At 67.2% G+C, this 22621-nt stretch carries 22 protein-coding genes; 13 read left to right on the top strand and 9 right to left on the bottom strand.

Annotated features, from left to right (window positions below):
* Nucleotide 1: 1 nt before the first annotated feature.
* The 3 genes from QX204_RS30160 to QX204_RS30150 form a co-directional block, all read right to left on the bottom strand.
* A complete protein-coding gene (locus QX204_RS30160; protein WP_301903859.1) occupies nt 2-1669 on the bottom strand; it encodes an NAD(P)/FAD-dependent oxidoreductase in 1668 nt (555 codons plus the stop codon).
* A 160-nt stretch (nt 1670-1829) separates the two neighbouring features.
* Complete coding sequence (locus tag QX204_RS30155; protein WP_301903858.1) at nt 1830-2021, bottom strand: hypothetical protein; 192 nt, start codon at nt 2019-2021, stop codon at nt 1830-1832.
* Nucleotides 2022-2212: 191 nt separating this feature from the next.
* Complete coding sequence (locus QX204_RS30150; protein ID WP_301903857.1) at nt 2213-3238, bottom strand: beta-ketoacyl-ACP synthase III; 1026 nt, start codon at nt 3236-3238, stop codon at nt 2213-2215.
* Nucleotides 3239-3475: 237 nt separating this feature from the next.
* On the opposite strand from QX204_RS30150, the gene QX204_RS30145 reads away from it, so the two are divergent.
* From QX204_RS30145 to QX204_RS30125, 5 genes are all read left to right on the top strand, one after another.
* Nucleotides 3476-3748 carry a GlsB/YeaQ/YmgE family stress response membrane protein gene (locus QX204_RS30145; RefSeq protein WP_301903856.1) on the top strand — a complete coding sequence of 91 codons (273 nt, stop codon included), beginning with the start codon at nt 3476-3478 and terminating at the stop codon, nt 3746-3748.
* A 70-nt stretch (nt 3749-3818) separates the two neighbouring features.
* Nucleotides 3819-4532: a phosphatidylserine decarboxylase gene (locus QX204_RS30140; RefSeq protein ID WP_301903855.1), complete on the top strand. Its 714-nt coding sequence runs from the start codon at nt 3819-3821 to the stop codon at nt 4530-4532.
* Complete coding sequence (locus QX204_RS30135; RefSeq protein ID WP_056814803.1) at nt 4529-5398, top strand: CDP-alcohol phosphatidyltransferase family protein; 870 nt, start codon at nt 4529-4531, stop codon at nt 5396-5398. Before QX204_RS30140 ends, QX204_RS30135 begins: the two co-directional genes overlap by 4 nt.
* A gap of 25 nt (nt 5399-5423) precedes the next feature.
* Complete coding sequence (locus QX204_RS30130) at nt 5424-6299, top strand: RNA polymerase sigma-70 factor (protein WP_301903854.1); 876 nt, start codon at nt 5424-5426, stop codon at nt 6297-6299.
* Between the two features lie 84 nt (nt 6300-6383).
* Nucleotides 6384-7466: an NAD(P)/FAD-dependent oxidoreductase gene (locus QX204_RS30125; protein WP_301903853.1), complete on the top strand. Its 1083-nt coding sequence runs from the start codon at nt 6384-6386 to the stop codon at nt 7464-7466.
* On the opposite strand, the gene QX204_RS30120 is transcribed toward QX204_RS30125, so the two are convergent.
* Nucleotides 7447-8706 carry a hypothetical protein gene (locus tag QX204_RS30120; RefSeq protein ID WP_301903852.1) on the bottom strand — a complete coding sequence of 420 codons (1260 nt, stop codon included), beginning with the start codon at nt 8704-8706 and terminating at the stop codon, nt 7447-7449. The genes QX204_RS30125 and QX204_RS30120 overlap by 20 nt on opposite strands.
* Before the next feature lie 72 nt (nt 8707-8778).
* Here QX204_RS30120 and QX204_RS30115 point away from each other — a divergent pair, with 72 nt between their 5' ends.
* From QX204_RS30115 to QX204_RS30105, 3 genes are all read left to right on the top strand, one after another.
* Nucleotides 8779-9510 carry a Clp protease N-terminal domain-containing protein gene (locus QX204_RS30115; protein WP_301903851.1) on the top strand — a complete coding sequence of 244 codons (732 nt, stop codon included), beginning with the start codon at nt 8779-8781 and terminating at the stop codon, nt 9508-9510.
* Between the two features lie 243 nt (nt 9511-9753).
* Nucleotides 9754-11382: a chaperonin GroEL gene (gene groL / locus QX204_RS30110; protein ID WP_056816261.1), complete on the top strand. Its 1629-nt coding sequence runs from the start codon at nt 9754-9756 to the stop codon at nt 11380-11382.
* A 166-nt stretch (nt 11383-11548) separates the two neighbouring features.
* A complete protein-coding gene (locus tag QX204_RS30105; RefSeq protein ID WP_301903850.1) occupies nt 11549-11986 on the top strand; it encodes a hypothetical protein in 438 nt (145 codons plus the stop codon).
* A gap of 232 nt (nt 11987-12218) precedes the next feature.
* Here QX204_RS30105 and QX204_RS30100 read toward each other — a convergent pair whose 3' ends face one another.
* The gene (locus QX204_RS30100) at nt 12219-13019 is read right to left on the bottom strand and encodes a DUF6585 family protein (protein ID WP_301903849.1); all 801 of its coding nucleotides are present in this window, start codon (nt 13017-13019) and stop codon (nt 12219-12221) included.
* Between the two features lie 243 nt (nt 13020-13262).
* On the opposite strand from QX204_RS30100, the gene QX204_RS30095 reads away from it, so the two are divergent.
* Nucleotides 13263-14042, top strand: coding sequence for an alpha/beta fold hydrolase (locus QX204_RS30095; protein ID WP_301903848.1), 780 nt, complete (start codon nt 13263-13265; stop codon nt 14040-14042).
* On the opposite strand, the gene QX204_RS30090 is transcribed toward QX204_RS30095, so the two are convergent.
* Entirely contained in the window at nt 14029-14973 is a 945-nt protein-coding gene (locus QX204_RS30090; RefSeq protein WP_301903847.1) for an SMP-30/gluconolactonase/LRE family protein, read from the bottom strand. The two genes, QX204_RS30095 and QX204_RS30090, sit on opposite strands and share 14 nt — an antisense overlap.
* 115 nt (nt 14974-15088) lie before the next feature.
* Here QX204_RS30090 and QX204_RS30085 point away from each other — a divergent pair, with 115 nt between their 5' ends.
* The gene (locus QX204_RS30085; RefSeq protein WP_301903846.1) at nt 15089-15538 is read left to right on the top strand and encodes a MarR family winged helix-turn-helix transcriptional regulator; all 450 of its coding nucleotides are present in this window, start codon (nt 15089-15091) and stop codon (nt 15536-15538) included.
* 49 nt (nt 15539-15587) lie between these two features.
* Here QX204_RS30085 and QX204_RS30080 read toward each other — a convergent pair whose 3' ends face one another.
* Nucleotides 15588-16040, bottom strand: a complete 453-nt coding sequence (locus QX204_RS30080; protein WP_301903845.1) for an SRPBCC family protein — start codon at nt 16038-16040, stop codon at nt 15588-15590.
* A gap of 253 nt (nt 16041-16293) precedes the next feature.
* Nucleotides 16294-16746: a hypothetical protein gene (locus QX204_RS30075; protein ID WP_301903844.1), complete on the bottom strand. Its 453-nt coding sequence runs from the start codon at nt 16744-16746 to the stop codon at nt 16294-16296.
* Between the two features lie 905 nt (nt 16747-17651).
* Between QX204_RS30075 and QX204_RS30070 the strand changes: the two genes are divergently transcribed.
* Nucleotides 17652-18284 (top strand): TetR/AcrR family transcriptional regulator, encoded by a 633-nt coding sequence (locus QX204_RS30070; RefSeq protein WP_301903843.1) that lies wholly within the window; start codon nt 17652-17654, stop codon nt 18282-18284.
* Entirely contained in the window at nt 18284-19153 is an 870-nt protein-coding gene (locus QX204_RS30065) for an alpha/beta hydrolase family protein (RefSeq protein ID WP_063054515.1), read from the top strand. Before QX204_RS30070 ends, QX204_RS30065 begins: the two co-directional genes overlap by 1 nt.
* A gap of 3 nt (nt 19154-19156) precedes the next feature.
* Here the strand turns inward: QX204_RS30065 and QX204_RS30060 are convergent, their stop codons facing one another.
* Nucleotides 19157-21217: a prolyl oligopeptidase family serine peptidase gene (locus QX204_RS30060; RefSeq protein ID WP_301903842.1), complete on the bottom strand. Its 2061-nt coding sequence runs from the start codon at nt 21215-21217 to the stop codon at nt 19157-19159.
* A 190-nt stretch (nt 21218-21407) separates the two neighbouring features.
* On the opposite strand from QX204_RS30060, the gene QX204_RS30055 reads away from it, so the two are divergent.
* Nucleotides 21408-22604: an MFS transporter gene (locus tag QX204_RS30055; protein ID WP_301903841.1), complete on the top strand. Its 1197-nt coding sequence runs from the start codon at nt 21408-21410 to the stop codon at nt 22602-22604.
* Nucleotides 22605-22621: the final 17 nt, after the last annotated feature.

The following is a 22621-nucleotide window of genomic DNA, read 5'->3' as shown; positions in this document are numbered from 1 at the left end:
CCTAGGCCAGGTACCGGTGGACGAGCATGACCGCCATCGCGCCCTCGCCGACCGCCGAGGCGACCCGCTTGGCGGATTCGGCGTGCACATCGCCCGCGACGAACACGCCGGGGACGCTGGTCTCGAGGTGCTGCGGCGGGCGTGGCAGTTCCCAGCCGGGTGGTCGCGCGCCGTCGACCATCAGGTCGGGTCCGGCCAGCACGTATCCGGCCGCGTCCCGGGTGACGACCCCGTCGAGCCAGGCGGTCTGCGGAGCGGCGCCGATGAACAGGAACAGGCGTTGCGCGTCGACCTTGTCTTCGGTGCCGGTGCTGTTGTCGCGCAGGATGATCCGTTCCAGATGTGTGTCGCCGTCGGCGCCGACCACCTCGGTCTCGGTGTGCACCACGATGTTCGGAATACCCGTGATCTGCTGGACGAGATAGTGCGACATCGACCGCTCCAGCGAGTCGCCGCGGACAACCAGGTGCACGCGACGGGCATTGCGGGACAAGAACACCGCGGCCTGCCCGGCCGAATTGGCCCCGCCGACGATGTAGACCTCCTGCTCGGCGCACTCGGCCGCCTCGGTCATCGCCGATCCGTAATACACACCGCGCCCGGTGAATTCGTCCACACCCGGCGCCGGATGACGTCGATAGTCCACGCCCGTCGCGATCAGCACCGTGTGCGCGCACAGCTTTCCGCCATCGGCGAACCGCACCGTGCGCGCCGAACCGTTGACTTCGAGCGCGACCACATCGCGCGTGGTGATGATCTCCGCGCCGAACTTCGCCGCCTGCCGCCGGGCCCGGTCCGCCAGCTGCGACCCCGACACCCCGTCGGGGAATCCGAGATAGTTCTCGATCCGCGAGCTCTGACCCGCCTGTCCGCCGGTGGCCGTGCGTTCCACCAGCACCGTGCGCAACCCCTCCGAGGCGCCGTACACCGCCGCGCCGAGCCCGGCGGGCCCGCCGCCCACCACGATCAGATCGTAGAAATCCCCACTGGGTTCGACGGTGAGCCCGACATTCTCGGCGAGCTCGCTGTCGGTCGGCTGGACCAGCGCGACGCCCGCGGCCGTGATCACCACCGGGCAGGTCAGCGGATCGGCGCCCGCCGCCTCCAGCAGCCGGGTGCCCTCCGGTTCGTCGACCGGGTACCACCGATACGGCAACTGATTGCGCGCCAAGAACTCTCGCACCTGCGAGGACCGCGGCGACCATCGATCGCCCACGACCTTGGTCTCGTACACCGGCCGTTGCTCGGCACTGCGCCAGACCTCGAGCAGCCCGTCGATCACCGGGTACAGCTTCTCCTCCGGCGGATCCCACGGCTTGAGCAGATAGTGGTCGAGATCGATGACATTGATCGCGTCGATCGCGGCATCGGTGTCGGCGTAGGCGGTGAGCAGCACCCGGCGCGCGTACGGGTGCAGGTCCATCGCCTGCTCGAGGAATTCGATCCCGTCCATGCCGGGCATCCGGTAGTCGGCGATCAACACCGCCACGGGCTGTCCGCGCAGTTTCATCTCCCGCAGCGCCTCCAGCGCCTGCTGCCCCGATTCGGCCCGCAGAATCCGGTAGTCGGCGCCGTAGCGGCGGCGCAGGTCGCGCACGACCGCCCGGGAAACGCCGGGGTCGTCGTCAACGCTCAGAATGGCCGGTTTGGTTACCGAGGGAGTGCTCACGTTTCGAGTATCCCCCTGCGTCGTGTCGGGCACCCGACGTGTGTCTGTCCGAGGGGCCCGCCCTGATCTGGACTGAGTGGAGGGTGCGACGAAGGAGTGCCCGGAGGGAGGGAAGATCAGGGGCCCGAAGGGCCCCGCTCGAGCGCGCCAGCGCTCCAAATTACAGCTGGTGGTGCAGGACCAGGTCGAGTTCGCTCGGGGTGAGCAGACGTTCGAGGCGTTCCTCGCGTTTGAGACGGGTGCCCCGCGGCACGAGCGCGCTGGGGAGCGCGAAAGCGTCGTCCGGTCCGATGCTCGGCAGGAGCGGGACCTCGTTGGTGTGCCTGCGTGGCAGGAGTGAGCGCAGTTTCACGGCCGATCACCTCGAATTGACGACGGGAACGCTGGAGGCTGAGCTTCGTCGATCAGCAGAACGTCGGTAGCGAAAAGTTTGCCAGCATGTCCGAGGTGGTGCAAGTGGGACAAGGTGGACACGGCGAGCCAACCGGTCGGTGGCCTGCGTCGGCGCAGGCCACCCCGGGTTGTGTGGGATTTGCTGATCGGTTATTTCCAGGCGGGCAGCGTGACAACCTGTGCCGCGTAGGACAGCCCGGCGCCGAAGGCGATCAGCAGCGCGGTGTCGCCCGGCTTCGATTCGCCCTTGCGCAGCAGCGCCTCCATCGCGAGGGGGACCGATGCCGCTGAGGTGTTGCCCGCGTCCTCGATATCGTTGGCGAGCGCGCAGTGCTCCGGGAGCTCGAGCACCCTGGCCATGATCTCGATGATGCGGCCGTTGGCCTGATGCGGGATCATCGCGTCGAGGTCACCGGCCGTCAGACCCGCACGGTCGATCGCGTCGCGGCAGACCTTCTCCAGCGAATGCGCGGCCCAGCGGAACACCGCGGTGCCCTCCATCGTGAGGTAGGGGCGCACCGCGTCGGTGCCCTTCTCCTCGATCTCGTCGAAGAACTCCACCCAGTCCTTGGTCTGGCGGATGGCGTGGTGCTGGGTGCCGTCCGAACCCCACACGGTCGGGCCGATGCCCGGTTCGTCCGATGGGCCGACGACGACCGCGCCCGCGCCGTCGGCGAACAGGAAGGCCGTCGCACGGTCGGTGAAGTCGATGGTGACGCTGAGTTTCTCGACGCCGATCACCAGCACGTGATGGGAGGTGCCTGCGCGGACCAGGTCCGAGGCCATGCCCAGCGCGTGGCAGAACCCGGCGCAGCCCGCCGAGATGTCGAAGGCGGCCGAGCCGGTCATGCCGAGCTCGGTCGCGATGCGTGGGCCGATCGCCGGGGTGAGCACCAGATGGGTCGACGTCGCCACGATGACGCAGTCGATCTGGTCGGCCTGTACCCCGGAGGCGGCGATCGCGTCGCGCGCGGCGGCGACGCTCATGGATTGGATGGTTTCCTCGTCGGAGGCGAAGCGCCTGGTGTGGATGCCGGACCGGGTGCGGATCCACTCGTCGCTCGAGTCGATCGGCCCCGCTAGCTCGTCGTTGGTGACCACTCGGGCCGGGCGGTAGACGCCCAATCCGAGGATCGCGGTGTGCTCTGCACCCGTCGTCTGGGCGATTCGAGCCATTGTGAGTCTCCTATGTACCTGTCAACCTGCGGCAGCACCGCTGGGTGTACCCGAAGCATCGAAATCTGTCCCTCATCGCCCGTGGCCCGTGCGTGGACGCCATGTGAACGCTCAGACATGAGGCATCCTCATATTACGCCTCGGATCGTGATCTGAGTGTCGATTGTCACAAGGGAGCCGGGGGTATCTTGGTGACAAGGCGTTTGCTCGCCGGCCCATCGAGGGATCGAGGACATCATGCTCGGACTCGGCATCATCAGTTGGATCATCATCGGCGGTCTGGCCGGTTGGATCGCGAGCAAGTTCATGAAGACCGACGCACAGCAGGGCATCCTGCTCAACATCGTCGTCGGGGTCATCGGCGGTCTGCTCGGCGGGTTCGTGCTGAGCCTGTTCGGCGTCGATGTGGAAGGCGCGGGCTGGATTTTCAGCTTCATCACCTGTCTGGTGGGCGCCTGCGTGCTGTTGTACCTGGTGAAGCTGTTCACCGGGCGTAAATCGGTCCACTGACCACGGGTGCTTGCCCCGGGCTTCCCGTAAGGTGTGATCGCTTGTAGTCATCACACGAAAGAGGGAGCCCGTGGCACGCCGCCCCACCCCGCCCGGCACGCCCGATACCACCGGAGTCGGACATGTCGTCGACCTGGTGCGGGCCGCTGTACCCCCGCTTCATCCCGCCGGATTGCCGTTCGTCGCGGTGCCGTTGGCGGTGGCGGTCGTCGGCGGACGTAATAAATGGGTGCGTCGGGCCGGTCTGACCGCTGCCGCCGCCTGCGCCGCCTTCTTCCGGCACCCGCATCGCGTGCCGCCGAACCGGCCGGGCATCGTGGTCGCGCCCGCCGACGGTGAGGTGGCCTTGGTCGACACCGCGGTGCCGCCCGTCGAGCTCGGACTCGGCGACCAGCCGTTGCCGCGCGTGAGCATCTTCCTGTCCGTGCTCGATGTGCACGTGCAGCGCGTTCCGGTGTCCGGAACCGTGCGCGAGGTGCTGCATCAGCCGGGCAAGTTCCTCTCGGCCGATCTGCCGGAGGCCTCCGACGCCAACGAACGCAACAGCATGGTCATCGATACCCCCGACGGCAAGCAGGTCGTCGTGGTGCAGATCGCCGGACTGCTGGCTCGGCGCATCGTCTGCGATGCCCGCGTCAACGACCTGCTCACCATCGGTGACACCTACGGCCTGATCCGGTTCGGGTCCCGCGTCGACACGTACTTCCCGGTCGGCACCGAACTGCTCGTTGCCCCCGGGCAGCGCACGATCGGGGCCGAAACCGTCCTGGCTGTCCTGGGATGATCGAACAGGCCCGTAAGCGTCCCCGCTCCGTGCGGCTGCTCCCGAGCGTCGTCACCATCCTCGCCCTGTGTGCGGGCCTGTCGGCAGTGAAGTTCGGTCTCGACGGTGAGCTCGGTATCTCGTTGGCGATGGTCGGTGCGGCCGCCGTGCTCGATACCCTCGACGGCCGCCTCGCGCGCATGCTCGACGCCACGTCCAAGATGGGCGCCGAACTCGATTCGCTGTCGGACGCCATCTCCTTCGGCGTCGCGCCCGCGCTGGTCATCTACGTGACCCTGCTCGACAGCTACAGCGCGGGCTGGATCGTCGCGCTGCTGTTCGCGGTGAGCCTGGTCCTGCGCCTTGCCCGCTTCAACACCCTGCTAGACGACGATTCCCGCCCGACGTGGGCGCGTGAGTACTTCGTCGGCGTGCCCGCGCCCGCCGGTGCGTTGATCGCGCTGGTGCCGATCGCGTTGAAGGTGCAGTTCGGCGACGGCTGGTGGGACAGTTTCGCCTTCGTCGCCGCGTGGACGGTCTTCGCCGCACTGCTGTGCGTGAGCACCATCCCGACCCTGGCGATGAAGTCGGTGTCGGTCGCCCCGCAGGCGGCAGCGGGCCTGCTCGTGCTGACCGCCCTGGCCGCGGCGCTGCTGGTCACCTTCCCGATCGTGTTGCTGCTGATCTTGGTCGCGCTGTACCTGGCGCACATCCCGTTCGCCTGGCGGTCGGCCCGCTGGGTGGCCGCGCGGCCGGAAACCTGGCAGCACAAGCCGGCTGAGCGGCGTGCGCAACGGCGTGCGCAGCGGCGGATGCCCGCGATCCGCCGTCCGGCGATCCGTGGATCCGCGCGCCTGCGGCTGCGTCGACCGCGCAACGACGACTAGAACGCGGCCGAGTAAAGGGGCACAGGTGGAATCCGACGGCGTCGTCGAGTTCATGGAGCATCGGCAGCGGCTGTTCTCGCTGGCATATCGGATGTTCGGCGCGGCGACCGAGGCCGAGGACGTGGTGCAGGAGGTCTATCTGCGGTGGGCGCTGGCCGACCGGGGCGAGATCGCCAATGCTGAAGCATGGTTGACCACGGTCACCGTGAATCTGTGTCGCACCCAGCTCGTTTCGGCCCGTGCCCGCCGCGAGACCTATGTCGGGCAGTGGCTGCCGGAGCCGGTGCCGACCGGCGCCGGCGCGCTCGGTCCGTTGGGGACCGTCGAGGAACGCGAGTCGGTCTCCCTGGCCGTGCTCACCGCGATGGAACGGCTCAGCCCGATCGAGCGCGCCGTGTTCGTACTGCGCGAGGCGTTCGGTTACCCGCATGCCGAGATCGCGCAGATGCTCGATCTCACCGAGGCCAACACCCAGCAGATATTCCATCGGGCCGGTCAGCGCGTGCGCACCGGCAAACAGCGCTACGTGGTGTCGGCCGAGCACGCGCGCACGATGATCGAGAAGTTCCTGCAGGCGGCGACGACCGGCGATGTGGGCGGTCTGCGCGCACTGCTCGCCGACGACGTGGTGTCGGTCGCCGATGGTGGCGGCCGGGTGGTCGCGGCCAAGATCCCGGTGGTCGGCGGCGATGTGGTCGCGCGCTACCTGTCCAACCTGCGGCGCTTCCTCGGTCCCACGTCGCGTTTCGAATTCACCGAGATCAATGGCGACGTGGCTCTGATCCTGGTCCAGGACGAGGTCCCGGCCGGTGTGTTGGTCTTCGACTTCGACGAAGCGGGTTCGATCGCGGCCGTGCGCACGGTCGTGAACCCGATCAAATTGGCCGCCGTAATCATGTGATGCAGGTCACTTGGAGAAGCTGTCAGGAAGTCGGCGGCTGATCAGTCTGGTGTGTGTAGGCATTTCGAGAGAAGGAGCCACACCATGACCGGTCAGCATCGGATCGTCGTCCTCGGCGCCGGGTACGCGGGACTCACCGCGGCTCGCGCCCTCGCGAAGAAGACTCGCGACACCCAGATCACCGTCGTGGACGCCCGCGCCGAATTCGTGCAGCGGGTGCGTCTGCACCAGGCCGCCGCGGGTCAGCCGGTGAAGCGACTCGACCTGCGGAAGTCGCTGGGACGCAAGGGCATCGAGTTCGTCCAGGCGCGGGTCACCGACCTGGACCCGGAACGCAAGATCGTCGCCGTCGACGGTGAGTGGACGCTGCACTACGACACGCTCGTCTACGCGCTCGGCAGCCAGGCCGACCGCAACGCCGTGCCAGGCGCCGCCGAGCACGCGAAGTTCGTCGCCACCGCCGAGGACGTGACGGAGCTGTCGGGTCAGATCGTCATCGTCGGATCGGGCCCGACCGGCATCGAACTGGCCACCGAACTCGCTGAATCGCACCCGGATTCGCAGATCAGCCTGCTCGGCTCCGAAGACCCCGGCGCCTGGCTCTCGCCGCGCGCACACCAGACGATCCGTGCCGCGCTCACCCGTCTGGGCGTCGAAATCCGTTCCGGCGTCAAGGTTGTGGAGGTGCTGCCCGATGCTGTCCGGCTCGCCGACGACACCCTGGTGCCCGCCGCCACCACCGTCTGGACCACCGGTTTCACCGTCCCCGACCTGGCTCGCCGCGCGGGCCTCGAGGTCGCGGACGACGGTCGCATCCGCACCGACGACACGCTGCGCTCGGTGTCGCACCCCGACATCTACGCCGTCGGCGATTCCGCGCTGATGACCGGGGTGGACGGTCGTCCGCTGCGGATGGCTTGTGCGACAGCGATTCCCGCCGGGCAATATGTGGTGGGGGCGATCACGGCGCGGGCGCGCGGTCGCGAACCGCAGCCGATGGAGGGTCGCTACGTCGCGCAGTGCATCAGCCTCGGCCGCCATGACGCGGTGCTGCAGCTCGTGAAGGCCGATGACACCCCGACCGACAGGGTGTTCACCGGTCGGATCGGTGTGGTGATGAAGGAGCTGATCGTGCGGGGGACCGCCTTCACCGTGGGGTTGCGGTAAGTCCGGTCGCGTGGCGCTCGGCCCGACCTCTGACGAGGCGGGCCGACGTCCATGCCCAGGGCGCGACGGCGATCAGGCCGAGCACGCCCAGCCACGGCAGCCGCCACCACCAGCGCACATCGTGCTCGACTGCCATCGGGGCCGTTGTCAGCAGCCGTGCCGTCGAGGACCACACCACGAAGGCGTCGCCGATCGGCAACAGCCCGAACGCATAGCGTTTGGACCACGGCAGTTCGATCGGCAACCCGAGCAGCTCGCCCGCTGATCCGATCGCGGCAGCCAGGTCCCGGTCACCGTTCACCCTGGCCGCGCCGACGGCGACGACGGTCGCGGACAGGCTGATTCCGGCGACCAACGGGCCGGAGTCGACATCACCGCTCCCGTCGACCCCTTTCGGATACTCGCGAACGGCGGGACCGAAACCTCCTGGGTAGGAGAGGAACTGGTCGCGATACAGCGCGTACTGGTTCTGCGCGAACGCTGGATCGATCTCGGGCAGAAACCGGAGGATCACTGTCTGCGAGGTCGCCCGCGCACCGGTCGTCATCGATCCGTCGGTCGGTGAGACCTGATGCGGTAGGAGACCGGTCGCGGGATCGAGTCGGGTCTTCGCCTGCGTGACCCAGCGGTCGATCACCGGGGTGAACTGCGCGCCGAACAGTGTGTCGTGCAGGCGAAGTGATGCCATCGCGACTGTTGAATCGACGGGCCATGCCTGGCCCTGATAAGCCTGGAGAAATGGCGTATCGGCCGCCGAGAACGCCTGTGCGAGCTCGGCGCTGTGCGTGGAGAACTGTTGAACCGCAGCGGTATCGGAGCTGTCGAGCGACAAGATCGCCCCGCGCAACCAGTTGGTCCACCCCGCCCAGAACACCCCGTACGCGGGCTGCAACCGAGGGCTGAAAACAGCGCGACCCTCGTCGGACTCCAATCGTGCCAGCGCCCGACGTGATTCACGCAGCGCGTCCTCGCGCAGTCCGGAATCGGTGTGCGCGGCCTGCACCCAGGCCAGTCCGTAGAGCACGTTCGAAAAGACGTACCCCTCCGGAAACAGTTCTTGCGCAGCCGTATCCGCCCCTTCGTCGAGCGCGCCACGCACGAAAGCCAGCTGCCGCGCGGTCGACCCCGGCTGTTCGTCCGAACCGGGCTGTGGCCACAGCAGTTGTCCGGCGCCGACCAGGCACGCCATCGTCACGACAATCCCCGCCACGCGCGGCGCCCAGCGCCGGATTCTCCCCATGACGCCACTTTGCCAGGAATTCACCGTCAACCAACCGTTGACGCTCGCGCATCGTCAACCTAAAGTTGACGCATGAGCACTCCGAACTTCCGCCTCGACGACCTCATCGACGGCATCAAAAAAGCCCGCCCCGACAATGTCCTCGACCAACTCTCCGACGCCGTGGTCGCCGCCAATCACCTCGGCGAGACCGCTGATCATCTGATCGGCCACTTCGTCGACCAGGCACGCCGCTCCGGCGCGTCCTGGACCGATATCGGCGCCAGCATGGGCGTCAGCAAGCAGGCCGTCCAGAAACGGTTCGTGCCCAAGGGGCCGAGCGACACGGCCGCGATGGATCCGCAGGCCGGTTTCGCCAAGTTCACCGACCGGGCCCGGCAGGTGGTGGTCGGCTCCCAGGAGGCGGCTCGCGACTCGGGGAGCAGCCAGATCGCGCTCGGGCACCTGATTCTCGGCCTGATCGGTCAGTCGGAAGGTCTGGCCGCCAAGGAGATTGTCGCCAGGGGCGTCACGTTGGACGCGGTGCGCGATGCCGCGATCGCCTCGCTGCCCGCCGCCGACGGCGACGTGCCCGCTCTCATCCCGTTCGACGGCGACACGAAGAAGGTCCTCGAGCTCACCTTTCGCGAGGCGCTGCGCCTCGGCCACAACTACATCGGCACCGAACACATCCTGTTGGCTCTGCTGGAACAGGAGAACGGCGCGGGCGTACTCAGCGGTCTGGGCCTTGACAAGGCCGTCGTCGAGGCCGAGCTCGTCGAGTTGCTGAATCAGTTTCTGGCTTCGGTGCAGGACCAGCCCTGAGCCTGCGGTCGCGCCCGGTATGTCCTCCGTGCCGGGCGCGACCTTGCACTCTCGTCACCCGAGTGCTAAAAATGGCTTGGCACTCGTGACTGTTGAGTGCCAGGTCGGGGTGGTGAGATCGGGTTCCATCGACACCCTCGGTCGTCCGTCGCGGGCACCGCACCTGGCCAGCGTAACTTTGGGGCGATCCAACCTGTGGTCGTCTCGTGTGTCAGCCATAGACATGTGGAGGATCTCAACGCAATGGCCAAGACAATTGCGTACGACGAAGAGGCCCGTCGCGGTCTCGAGCGGGGTCTGAACGCCCTCGCCGACGCTGTCAAGGTGACGCTGGGCCCGAAGGGTCGCAACGTCGTGCTCGAGAAGAAGTGGGGCGCCCCCACGATCACCAACGATGGTGTTTCCATCGCCAAGGAGATCGACCTCGAGGACCCGTACGAGAAGATCGGCGCCGAGCTGGTCAAGGAAGTCGCCAAGAAGACGGATGACGTCGCAGGCGACGGTACGACCACCGCTACCGTGCTCGCCCAGGCGCTCGTGCGTGAAGGTCTGCGCAACGTCGCGGCCGGCGCGAACCCGCTCGGCCTGAAGCGTGGCATCGAGAAGGCCGTCGAGGCCGTCACCGCCAAGCTGCTCGACACCGCCAAGGAGATCGACACCAAGGAGCAGATCGCTGCTACCGCTGGTATCTCCGCGGGCGACCCGGCCATCGGCCAGCTCATCGCCGAGGCGATGGACAAGGTCGGCAAGGAAGGTGTCATCACCGTCGAGGAGAGCAACACCTTCGGGCTCCAGCTGGAGCTCACCGAGGGCATGCGCTTCGACAAGGGCTACATCTCCGGTTACTTCGTGACCGACCCCGAGCGTCAGGAAGCGGTCCTCGAGGATCCGTACATCCTGCTGGTGTCGTCGAAGATCTCGACCGTGAAGGACCTGCTGCCGCTGCTGGAGAAGGTCATCCAGGCCGGCAAGCCGCTGCTGATCATCGCCGAGGACGTCGAGGGTGAAGCCCTGTCGACCCTGGTCGTGAACAAGATCCGTGGCACCTTCAAGTCTGTCGCCGTCAAGGCGCCCGGCTTCGGTGACCGCCGCAAGGCCCAGCTGGCCGATATCGCCATCCTCACCGGTGGCGAGGTCATCAGCGAAGAGGTCGGCCTCTCCCTGGAGACCGCCGGCATCGAGCTGCTCGGCACCGCGCGCAAGGTCGTCATCACCAAGGACGAGACCACCATCGTCGAGGGTGCGGGCGACGCGGAGGCCATCAAGGGCCGCGTGGCGCAGATCCGCGCCGAGATCGAGTCCTCGGATTCGGACTACGACCGTGAGAAGCTGCAGGAACGTCTGGCCAAGCTGGCCGGCGGCGTCGCGGTGATCAAGGCCGGTGCCGCTACCGAGGTCGAGCTCAAGGAGCGCAAGCACCGCATCGAAGATGCTGTGCGCAACGCCAAGGCCGCCGTCGAAGAGGGCATCGTTGCCGGTGGTGGCGTCGCGCTGCTGCAGGCCGCGCCCGCGCTCGACGGCTTCAGCGGTCTGACCGCTGACGAGGCGACCGGTGTCAACATCGTGCGCGTCGCGCTGTCGGCTCCGCTCAAGCAGATCGCCTTCAACGCGGGCCTCGAGCCCGGCGTCGTGGCCGAGAAGGTCTCCAACCTCCCCGAGGGCGAAGGCCTGAACGCCGACACCGGTGTCTACGAGAACCTGCTGGCCGCCGGCGTTGCCGACCCGGTCAAGGTCACCCGCTCGGCCCTGCAGAACGCGGCCTCCATCGCCGCGCTCTTCCTCACCACCGAGGCAGTAGTCGCCGACAAGCCGGAGAAGTCCGCCCCCGCAGGCGGCGACCCCACCGGCGGCATGGGCGGCATGGACTTCTGATCTCCTGATCAGTAAGTTCCCCGCAAGCCACGAAGGCCGGTCCACCATTAGGTGGACCGGCCTTCGTCATGAAAGGGGCGGACCGGTTGCACGGGTATTCACTGAACTACTTTAGAACTACGCGTACGCTGGTGACATGGCTACTCGCACCTTCCCGTTCTCGACATTGATCAACAAGCAGACCAGTGTTTTCCCCGCGCTCGCCGACGCCGATGTCATCCTCGAACGCCGTGATGCCGAGAATTTGGTGCTGATGCGGTCGGAGCGGTTCGAGGCAATGCTGAAGGGCCTTGGGCTTGCCGCCCGCTCGCTCGCGATCATCGCGAAGGCGAACCGGCCGCTGGCGGAAGAAGTCTTCGCCGAGGAGCTCCCGTGGCTGACGTGGTTGCCGGCCGAAGCCCGGCCCGAATGCATCAGCGAGCTCCTCGACCACCTCTTGGCAGGTGCGGAAACCGGCCTGCTCCTACCGTTTTCGCGGGCGCTACGGGAGTGGCAGTCGACCGCCGAGATCTACTCCGACCCGGAACTGGCGCGTCGGCTGCGCGGCCCGTTCGACACGGAGGATTCGATCGCCGTGCCGCGCCCCGGCGGTGCGGATGCCTGAGCTCCGGCGAGGCGACGAGATCCGACGCCCTACAGCAGTGGCAATTCGAGGTGACTGGCGGTGGTCGGATCTGGTACGCCGTCGATGACGAGACCCGAACCCTGTGGATCACTCACGCAGGTACAGGTCATCCCAAGCAGACCGACCGGCGTAAATAGGGCGACCAACGGGTTCATATCGAGCAGTTCGGACCGCCGACAGATCATTCGCTCACTGAAACGAGTCTGCCAAGTTAGCCGACTGGGGTGAGGCGTAGGCGCTCGGCCAGCTCGTTGAAGATGTAGAAGTTGGGGATGGTGCTGACGGGGGCCAGCGACATCCACATGCCGGAGAGTTTGATGCGGATGTGGCCGCTGCGGGCGTCGATGAGTTGGATGTCTTCCCAGGACAGGGCTTCCTCGCGGAAGGTGAGGGCGTCCAGGGAGAGGGAGAGTTCGCCGAAGGGGACGGTTTCGCCGTTGTCGATGGCGGCTACCGCGGCGGGGAGTTGGGTTGCGGTGACGGCGGATTGGATGGCGCGGGCCCATTCGCGGGCGCGGGCGAAGCCCTCTTCGTCGATGGTCGCTTCGACACCGCCGGGGCCCGACAGTTCCAGCAGGTAGGTGACGGGGGTGGTGTCGTGGAAGGGGATGGCTTGCTGGCGCACTTCGGTACTGTCCCACCGGAATCCGGCCACGCGCTGACCAGAGCGATAGACGGTGACGCCGTGGTCGAACAGGTCGATGCGGGCGGCGCGGTTCTGCCGGTTGATCACGCCGCGGCGCAGCGCGAGCAGTACGGGCGCGGCGGCGATCACGAGCAGGGAGACCCCGCCTTGCCATCCGCCGACGGCCGCGACGATGACGCCGATGGTGGCGATGCAGCCCGCCACGATGCCGCAGCCGCGCACGAAGGTGTCGTCGGCGGGGGTGGCGAGAAAGGTGTCACGGTGCGCGCCCAGATGCTGATACTCCGCCATCAGGTGTATCAGTTGGGTCAACGGCACCGCATGCCGAGTATCGGCTATGTCCTCCGGCCTGTTCGGAGTGATCACTCGTCCCTCCAAGAGGCGTTTTCATCCGCGGCGAAGCGTATGCGAACCAGCGGAATATTGCCACCGGTATGGATCGGAAATTCTGGCCACGACCGGGCGGAATGGCTCACCCGATAGCGAAAGCGACGAAGAATCCCGGTTGCCCTCGGCGCCGAATCCGCGAAACCGTTGCCCGGCAACGTCACCGCGAGGCGCCCGAAATGCCGGGACCGCTCCGTGGCTGTGCCGATTAGGGTGGTTGACGTGTTGTTTCTGGACGAGGGCGAACCCACCGCGTCGGCGATCGTGTTCATCCACGGCATCCCGGGTTCGGTCGACTGGTTCGCTGCCGCCGCCGAGCGGATGACCGCCGCCTTTCGCGTGATTCGAGTCGATATGCACGAACTCGGCGCCGACGGCGACTTCAGCGCCGCGGCCCGCGTCGCCCCGCTCATCACACTCATGGACGATCTGGACCTCACCGACGTGACCGCGGTCGGCCATTCGTTCGGCGCCGAGATCGCCTTGGAACTCGCCGCCGTCTCTCGCCGCGTCGCCCGTGTGGTGGTCGTCGGCCAGGCCCCTGACTACCGGGCCGCCCGGATCCCGACGGCCGCGAAATGGGTTGTCCGCCCGTGGGCGGTGCGCCTGGCGCAGCGATGGACGCCCGGACCGGTGATCCGCCTGGTGAGCCGGTCGGCCTTCGCGCCCCGCTTCCGCTACGACTCGGCGCCCGGGCTGGCCGAGGCGCTGGTGCGCGACTTCCGCGCCACCCTCCCCACCAGCCTCGCCTACGCGGTGGGCGCCCGCGCCGACGACTTCGCCGAGAAACCTCTCGATACCCGCATGCGAGCCCTCGACCAGCCCGTCCTCGCCATCCACGGCCGCCACGACCACCTCTACGACAGCGCCGAAACCCTCGCCCGCTTCGCTGCCGCGGGCGCCGACACCCACCTCGTCGAACACGCGGGCCACTCCCCGCAAGTCGAGCAACCGGACGAATTCGTCTCCGTCCTCGGCGAATTCATCGCTAGAACCCGGTGACCGCCGAAACCACGAATGTCCCCGGCGTGCCCGTCTGACCCAGTGGCCCGCCCTTGTCGAACTGCGACGACACGATCAGCGCCCGCTCGCCCGAATGCACCATCGTCGTAGGAACATTCAGGGCGGAATCGTGGAATTCGCCGGTGCGGGTAGCGGTGGCGCCGTTGTCGGTGAGGTCCCAGCGGCTGATGGTGTTGTCGAGGTTGTGGACTATCCACAGCGTGTTGTCGCGTAGGTCCAGTCCGTCGCCGTGGCGCGCGTCGCCACCGGTCAGCGCTACCTTTCGGATCGGATCCGCGCCGCCGGTGAGGTCGATGCGGTACAGCTCGGCCGCCGACATGGCGACGACGATCAGGAACCTCCCGGCCGGGTCGGCGACAATACCGTTGAGCTCGAACACCTTCGGGTCGCGCGGGCCGAGCGCGGTGGTCAGGTCGTAGGCGACTGTCAGTTCGCCCCCGGCGCCGATTACCGCCTTGTAGACGGCATTGCGCACGCTGTCGGTGAGATAGGCCGACCCGTCCGCGCCGAAATCCAGGTCGTTGACGAAACGCGGTGCGTCACCGGGCACTGCGAACCGCGCGAGCAGCGCTCGTGATCCGGTGTCGTAAACGCTCACGCCCACACCCGAATCGATCACCCACAGTCGACCGCTTCGATCGACCTTCAGCCCGTTCGCCGTTTTCCTGCCGTCGGCGCCCGCGGGCAGGAACACCTCGGCGCGCGCAGCGTCGGCAGCGGTCCGATACACCGCGCCGTCCGCGAACGACCCGACGTAGGTGTCACCGTTGCGCGCGTCGATGCCGATGCCCTCCGGGTATACGGCGTTGCCGGGCAGTTCATACGCGGTGCTCAGCGTGGGTGTGGCGGGCGAGGTCCCGCATGCGGCCAGAGTCAGGCAGGCGGCGGCCGCGGCGACGGTTCTCAACATGATGAAGCCTCTCAAGGATGTAACGCCCAGCATCAATCGGTAGGCAGTAACCTAGGTTAGAGTCGTTATGATCGTCAAGGCCTTTACTAAGTGATGGGCGGATACCATGCAACGCATGACGTCCATGTCCGCCGCCGAGAGGCTCGGCACGTATATCAAGCGCGCCGAGCAAGCCCTGATCGCGACGAAGACGGCCGCGCTCAAACCCGCCGGGCTGACCGTCGCGCAGTACAGCGCGCTGCTGCACCTCGCGGAGAATCCCGGTATCTCGGCCGCCGCCCTGGCCCGGCTGGCCGGCGTCACCCCGCCGACCATGAACACCGTCCTGACCAACCTCCAGGAGCGCGGCCTGGTGGACCGGACCCCGCACGAGTGGCACAAGAACGTGCTGGAAACCCGCCTCACCGAGGAGGGGCGGACGGTGATGAACGATGCCGACGACCGCGCGATCGCGGTGGAGCGCGCCTTGGCCGAGCGATTCACCGCGACCGAACTGGCCGCGGTGCAGGAACTGCTCACCCGCGGCGCGCAGGCGCTCGACGAGATCCGCGACAACCTGGCATAACGAAAAGAGCCCGCCGGATGATTCCGGCGGGCTCACGCGATATTCGAGGTCAGCGCTCGGCGGCGACCTTCACCCTGCTCAGCGTCTCCTGCATACCCGAGACCAGATCGGTCTCGAACTGCTCCTCGCCGCCCATGGCGACCTTGATCGCTCCCCGCAACCAGCCGGGCAGACCCTTGGCGTCGACGGTGCGCGTCTCGACGACGCGGGTGCCGGTGGCGGTCGGCTCGAGCACGTAGGCCCAGACCGTACGGTTCTCGTTCATCCGGAACGCCAGCGCCTTGTTCGGCTCGAAGCGCACGATCCGCGAGGTGGTCGGGTAGACCTTCCAGCCGACCTTGTTGACGTTGACGGTGAACGCGCCGTCGCGAACGCCACCGACCGCGACCATTTTCACCGTCGTGGGGCTGAATTCGGGCATGCGGCGCAGGTCCGCGAGCACCGACCAGACTTTTTCCGGCGATGCGGCGATGTCGATGCTGGCTTCGAGAGTGTTCGGCAACGGTGCCTCCGGGGTATGCGTGACGGGCTGTCACGCTCAGCATAGGCACCGTGACCTCGGGCGACCTCCGCCCATGGTCGGATTCTTCGCAGGCTGCGCCGAAAGCTGGTCAAGATTTCTGCGCCCGAATACGTTTCGACAGACGGTGACGAGTTCCAGCGTCGAGTCCCGGATTATCGGACGGCAACCCGTTCATCGACGGCGGGACGCTCCGGGTGACGACGCTGTCGGGCGGCGCGAGCGGTACGCCGGGTCAGGTCCCGACGATGGACCCGCGCACGGCAAGGCCGCTGACGTGGCGCAGCGTCGACCGTGGGCCTGGCCGCAGCGCGACGAACACGATGAAGGCCGAGCCCGCCGCGCCCACCGCGAACACGGCCAGCCGGCCGGAGGCGTCGTCGACAAGGTGCGCGATCACGCCCATGCCGAGCAACGTCAGGTCCGGCATCGAATCCGTCGACCGTTGGGTCGCCCGCATGCCGATCCCCGCGCCCGGACTCGGCGCCGAGATCACCACAGGGTCGGACGAGTCCGTCACTGCCGGGCCCCCGACGGTCACCGGGCGTCGTTCCCAGCGGTGCGACAGTGGGCCGGTGATCGGAAACCCTGCGCCGTAGGCGAGCTCGAAAGCAGTTGTTGTCCGGATCGCCGCGGCGCGGCAGGTGTCCCACGCCGGGGCCGGGTCGCCGGGTACCGGCAGCGTCACGGAGGGCTTCCTGACGACGAGAATCCCTCCGGCACAGATCGTTGCGGCTGTTCTTACCGTCGGCGCCCACCCCCGTTCCGTCGCTTCAGTAGTCGGCGCCGAAGCCGGGCAAGCCCGGCTCGAACGGATCGAACGTGTGGACCCGCGATCCGGCAACCTTCGCGGCGAGAGTTTCGGTGAAAGTGATTGCGGTAGCACGAGATCGGCAGATTTCGCCCCGCGCGTGAGCATTGATGTGTAGCAGAGTCGTCATGGGAACAGGAGTACCGAGCCCAGCGGCTGCCGACAAGGATTTGTCGCACCCTGACGGTTACTGCCCGGTTCGACAGATGTGAGAACGGCGGTTGGGTACACTCACGTTTCACATCGCAGGTGCCCTGGCGCATCGACGACGAGTAGCAACTGCTGGACGAGGCAGCGGTGCGGATCGAAGCACGCGGAACGGAAACGGTTGCGCGCACGCGGATTCGACGCTGCCGATATTCACGGTCTCGTGCTGTCGACGCCTCGTCGGTGAATCCGCTCATGCTCGGTCCGGCGCGCCCCGAGTTCCTTGGTCTTGTGTCCCGTGACAAAAAATTCTAGAGAATTCCTTTAAAACACTTCCACTTCACATTGTGTCTGGGTATCGTCCGAGACGGCAAATGGCCCGTGACAACGAGGTCACAAAACATCGACTTGGAGTGACACATGCTTTACAACATCACTGATGACAGCAGCGACGGCAACATCCTGACCCTGCTGCTCGGTCTGCTCACCAGCTCGCTGAGCACCGGTTCGGTGCAGGGTTCGGGCAACTGAGCCGTCTGTAGCCAACTTTCGGCTAACGCGCGGTTGGCCGAATGGGCAGCCGAAGGGCCTGATCCATGACGAGGGGATCAGGCCCTTCGGTATTGTCAGCGACAATGTCACAGGATGCGAATACGGGACGAATGTATGCCGGGCAACCCGTAGAGGACCGGCAACGCCAGCGGCGTGCGCGTTTTCTGGAGTCAGGCCTTACGGTCTTCGCGCGCGACGGGTACGCAAACAGTTCGGTCGGCGCCATCTGTAAGGACGCGGGACTATCGTCTCGGCAGTTCTACGAGGAGTTCACCGGCCGCGAATCTCTGCTGCTGGAGCTGTACGAGCAGATCGACCGACTTTCGCGCGAGGCGGTGGCCACCGCGCTCGAGGACAAGGCCGAGGCGACCGTGCTCGAGCAGATCGACGCGGCGGTGCGGGCCTACGTCGAGTCGATCGGCACCGATCCGCGTAAGGCGCGGGTGGCGCTGGTCGAAGTGGTCGGAGCGGGCCCCAAGGTCGAGAAGTTCCGTCTCGAACTGCGTCGCGTGTGGGGGTCGCTGCTGGCCAGTGCGGCCGAAGACGCGGCCATGCACGGTGAAATCCCGCCCGGCGACTACGAACTGCGGGTCCTCGCGATCATCGGCGCGGTGAACTATGTCGTCGACGGCTGGAGCGGCAGCGACCCGCGGCCCCCGCTCGACGAGGTGATCAAGGTGCTGAGCCGGGTGATCCTGGGCGCGGTCGGGGCTTGATGGCCCGGGTCGAGATCGTCGAGATCCAGGTACCCGACGGCAGCACCCTGCCGGTGCGGCTCATTCCGGCCACCGGCGCGCACCGGCATCCGGTTACCCCGGACGCACCACGCCCGGTGGTGGTGATCGTGCCCGGCCTCGCGGTGCCGGGGGAGTTCTACGAGTACTTCGGACACCGGCTGGCCGCCCGCGGATTCGATGTCGCCATCGGCGAACTGCGTGGTCAGAGTGAGAGCACGCGTCGTCCTGACGCCGAAAGCACCTACGGCTACCACGAACTGGTCTCGGTGGACTTTCCGGCGATGCTGGCCGCGGTGCGCAACCGGTTCCCCGCCAGCACGCCGTACCTGCTCGGCCACAGCATGGGCGGCCAGCTCGCGTCGATGTACGCGGCCAGGGTGCGCGGCAGGCTCGGCGGCTTGATCCTGGTCGCCTCCGGCACACCGTATTTCCGTGGGTATCGCGGTGTCTTCGGGCCGGGCGTGCTGGTGGGCACCGCGGCGGTGGCGGTCGCGTCGAACCTCGCCGGGTTCTGGCCGGGGGACCTGCTGGGCAAGCGCGCGTACGGCAGGCAGTCCAAAGTTCTCATGTCGGATTGGGCGAGACTGGCACGCACCGGTCGCTTCGTGCCCGTCGGCGCCGATATCGACTACGACGAGCGGATGTCGCGGCTGAAATTCCCGGTCCTGTCGATCACCATCGCCGGTGACGACCTGGCCCCGCAGACCTCCGCCGACCATCTGCTCGGCAAGCTGCCCGGCACGCAGGTGACCCGGTGGTTCCAGCCGGAGGCCCTGGGGCACAACGGCTGGATCACCAATCCGGACTCCACCGTCGACACGGTGGAGAAGTGGCTGCGCGACCGCTGACCCTCAGGCCGAGCGGCGGCCCTCGATCAGCATCTGGATGAAGAACTCGTAGACCAGCGCGGACAGGTAGGCCGACTGTTTGTTGTCGGCGGCGCCGCCGTGACCACCCTCGATGTTCTCGTAGTACCAGACGGTGCGGTCCTGCGACTCCAAGAGCGCGGCCATCTTTCGCGCATGGCCGGGATGGACCCGGTCGTCGCGGGTGGAGGTGGCGAGCAGGATCGGTGGGTACTGCTTGCCGGGGTCGGTGTTCTGATACGGCGAGTACTCGCTGAGGTAGGCCCACTCCTCCGGCTTGTCCGGGTCACCGTATTCGGCGACCCACGACGCACCGGCCAGCAGCAGGTGATAGCGCTTCATGTCCAGCAGCGGGACCTGGCAGACGATGGCGCCGAACAGTTCCGGATAGCGGGTGAGCATCACGCCCATCAGCAGCCCGCCGTTGCTGCCGCCGATCGCGCCGAGCCGGTCGGGGGTGGTGATGCCGCGGGTCACGAGGTCGCGGGCGACCGAGGCGAAGTCCTCGAAGGCGCGGTGGCGGTGCTCTTTCAGTGCGGCGGTGTGCCATTCGGGGCCGTACTCGCCGCCGCCGCGAATGTTGGTCATCACGTAGGTGCCGCCACGTTCGAGCCAGTTCATGCCCGCGGAGCCGAGATAGGCGGGGGTCTTGGAGATCTCGAAGCCGCCGTACCCGTTCATGATCGTCGGCCCCGGCGTGCCGCGCCGGTCGCGATGGCGGATCACGAAGTAGGGCACCGCGGTTCCGTCGTCGGAGGTGGCGAAGAACTGCTCGGTCTCGATGCCGGTGGCGTCGAAGTAGCCGGGCGCCTGCTTCAAGGTCACCGCGGTTTCGCCGATGGCGCTGCTGAGCAGGGTGGTCGGGGTGGTGAAACCGGTGGTGGTGAGCATGAATTCGTCGCCACCCTCCAGCGGGTCCAGGTTGGCCACCGAGGTGGACGACATGGCGGGGGAATCGGTGAGCGCACTGGCGGCCCAGCCGTCCGGGCCGGGGGTGAGCACGCGGAATCCGGTCTGCACGTCCTGCAAGGTGGTCAGGATCAGGTGGTTCTCGGTCCAGCCCCACGATTCCAGTGAGGTGTGCGCATCCGGTGTGAAGAGGACGTCGAAGTCTCTGGCGCCGGCCAGGAAGTCGTTCAGATCGGTGACCACCAGGCTGCCGGGCGCGTAGGTGGTCTCGGCGGGAGTCCACTCGGTCTTCAAGCGCACCACCAGCCAGTCGCGGTACCAGTCGACGTCGGCGTCGGTGGGGGTTTCGATGAGGCGCCACGCGCCGTCCTCGAGCAGGGACACCTCGCTGTTGAAGAAGTCCGTCGACCGATGCAGATAGTGCCGCTCGTAGCCGGGGTGGCGGTCGTAGCCCGCGCCGATCGAGACATCGCTGGGCTTGCCCTCGTACACCGTTTCGGCGGTGGACAGTGCGGTGCCGCGTCGCCAGCGCTTGGTGATGCGCGGGTAGCCGGAGTCGGTGAGCGATCCCGGCCCGAAATCGGTGCCGACGTAGACGGTGTCGGCATCGATCCAGCCGATGCGCGACTTGGCCTCCGGCAGGAAGAAGCCGCCATCCTCGGGGGCGATGAATTGCCTGGTGGTCAAGTCGAATTCGCGTTCGACGGTGGCGTCGGCCCCGCCCCTGGACAGGTGGATGATGGCGCGTTCCTGCGACGGACGCAGCACGGCGGCGCCTGCCCACACCCAGTTCTCGCCGTCCGCCTCGGCCAGCGCGTCGACGTCGATCAACACGTCCCAGTCGGGCTCGTCGGTGGCGTAGGACTCGAACGTCGTGCGCCGCCACAGCCCGCGCTGATGCTGCGCGTCACGCCAGAAGTTGTACAGCCACGGCCCCCGTCGGCCGGGGTAGGCGATCTTGGTGTCGTCGTCGAGCATCGCCAGTACGCGACGCTCCATATCGGCGAACCGGTCGGTGGTCGCGAACCGCCGCCCCACCACTTCGTTGCGGGCGCGCGCCCAGTCCAGCGCGCCCTCGTCGGTCACGTCCTCGAGCCAAAGATAGGGATCGGTCACGTTCTGCTCAACGCCGCTCATCCCCACATTGTTGCCGATGTGGGCGATCGTCTTCACACCCGTCGCGGTCTGTTGTTTGCTGCATCGGAATTCGGGCCGTGCCAACTCGATCTATTGTCCTGTATGTACAGGTAATGATCGGGTGTTCGATAGTTGCCATTTTGTTGCGTGTTGCCCGGTACGGGGTTGCGGAGTGTGTTCTCCTGAATCGGTGACCTCGCTACAGGCAGCGGTACGCACCGGGTCCCCGACCCTCAATCTCGCCCTGGCCACCTGGGTTTCGGCCATCAATTTCTGGGCGTGGAACCTCATCGGCCCCCTCTCGCCGAACTACGCCGACAAGATGGCGCTGAGCAGCATGGCGGCCTCGGTCATGGTGGCGATGCCGATTCTCGTCGGCTCGCTGGGCCGGATCGTGTCCGGCGCGCTCACCGACCGGATCGGCGGCCGGACCATGTTCATCGCGGTCTCGCTGGCCTCGATCGTGCCGGTGATCGCGGTCGGCATCGCGGGCAGCATCGAGTCCTACCCGTTGATGCTGGTATCCGCCTTCCTGCTCGGTATCCCCGGCACCATCTTCGCCGTCGGCATCCCGTTCGCGAACTCCTGGTACGTGCCCGCGCGCCGCGGTTTCGCGACCGGGGTGTTCGGCGCGGGCATGGTCGGCACCGCGGTCTCGGCGTTCTTCACACCCCGGTTCGTCCGTTGGTTCGGGCTGCTGCCCACCCACCTGATCGTGGCGGCGGCGCTGGCGGTGACCGCGGTGCTGTGCATCCTGTTCATGCGGAACTCACCGGATTTCACCCCGAACACCGACCCGGTGGTGCCCAAGCTGCGCGCCGCGATGAAGCTGGGCGTCACCTGGGAGATGTCGTTCCTGTACGCGGTGGTCTTCGGTGGTTTCGTCGCCTTCAGCTCGTATCTGCCGACCTATATCAAGCACATCTACGGTTTCTCCGCGGTCGACGCGGGCACCCGCACCGCGGCTTTCGCGCTCGCCGCGGTGATCGCCCGCCCGATCGGTGGCGCGCTGTCGGACCGCATCGCGCCCAAGTACATCGTGATCGTCTCGCTGGCGGGCACCGCGGTGATGGCGGTGGTCGCCTCGTTCAAACCGCCCGCCGATGTGGCCTCGGCGATCACGTTCATCGCGCTCGCCCTGTTTCTCGGGATCGGCACCGGTGGCGTCTTCGCCTGGGTGGCGCGGCGAACGCCCGCGCAGAAGGTCGGCAGCGTCACCGGCATCGTGTCGGCCGCGGGCGGGCTCGGCGGCTACTTCCCGCCGCTCATCATGGGCATGACCTACGACGAGGCGAGCAACAGCTACACCGTCGGTCTGCTGCTGCTCGCCGCGACCGCGTCGGCCGCGCTGCTCTACACCGTGTTCAAGCTGCACGCCGTCGAGTAGCGGTTCTCCGCGCGCCA

Origin of the sequence: Nocardia sp. PE-7 (assembly GCF_030486425.1) — a bacterium.
Taxonomy (GTDB): domain Bacteria; phylum Actinomycetota; class Actinomycetes; order Mycobacteriales; family Mycobacteriaceae; genus Nocardia; species Nocardia salmonicida_A.
The sequence above is the reverse complement of the archived record's forward strand: the minus strand, read 5'-3'. Positions and strand labels throughout refer to the sequence as shown.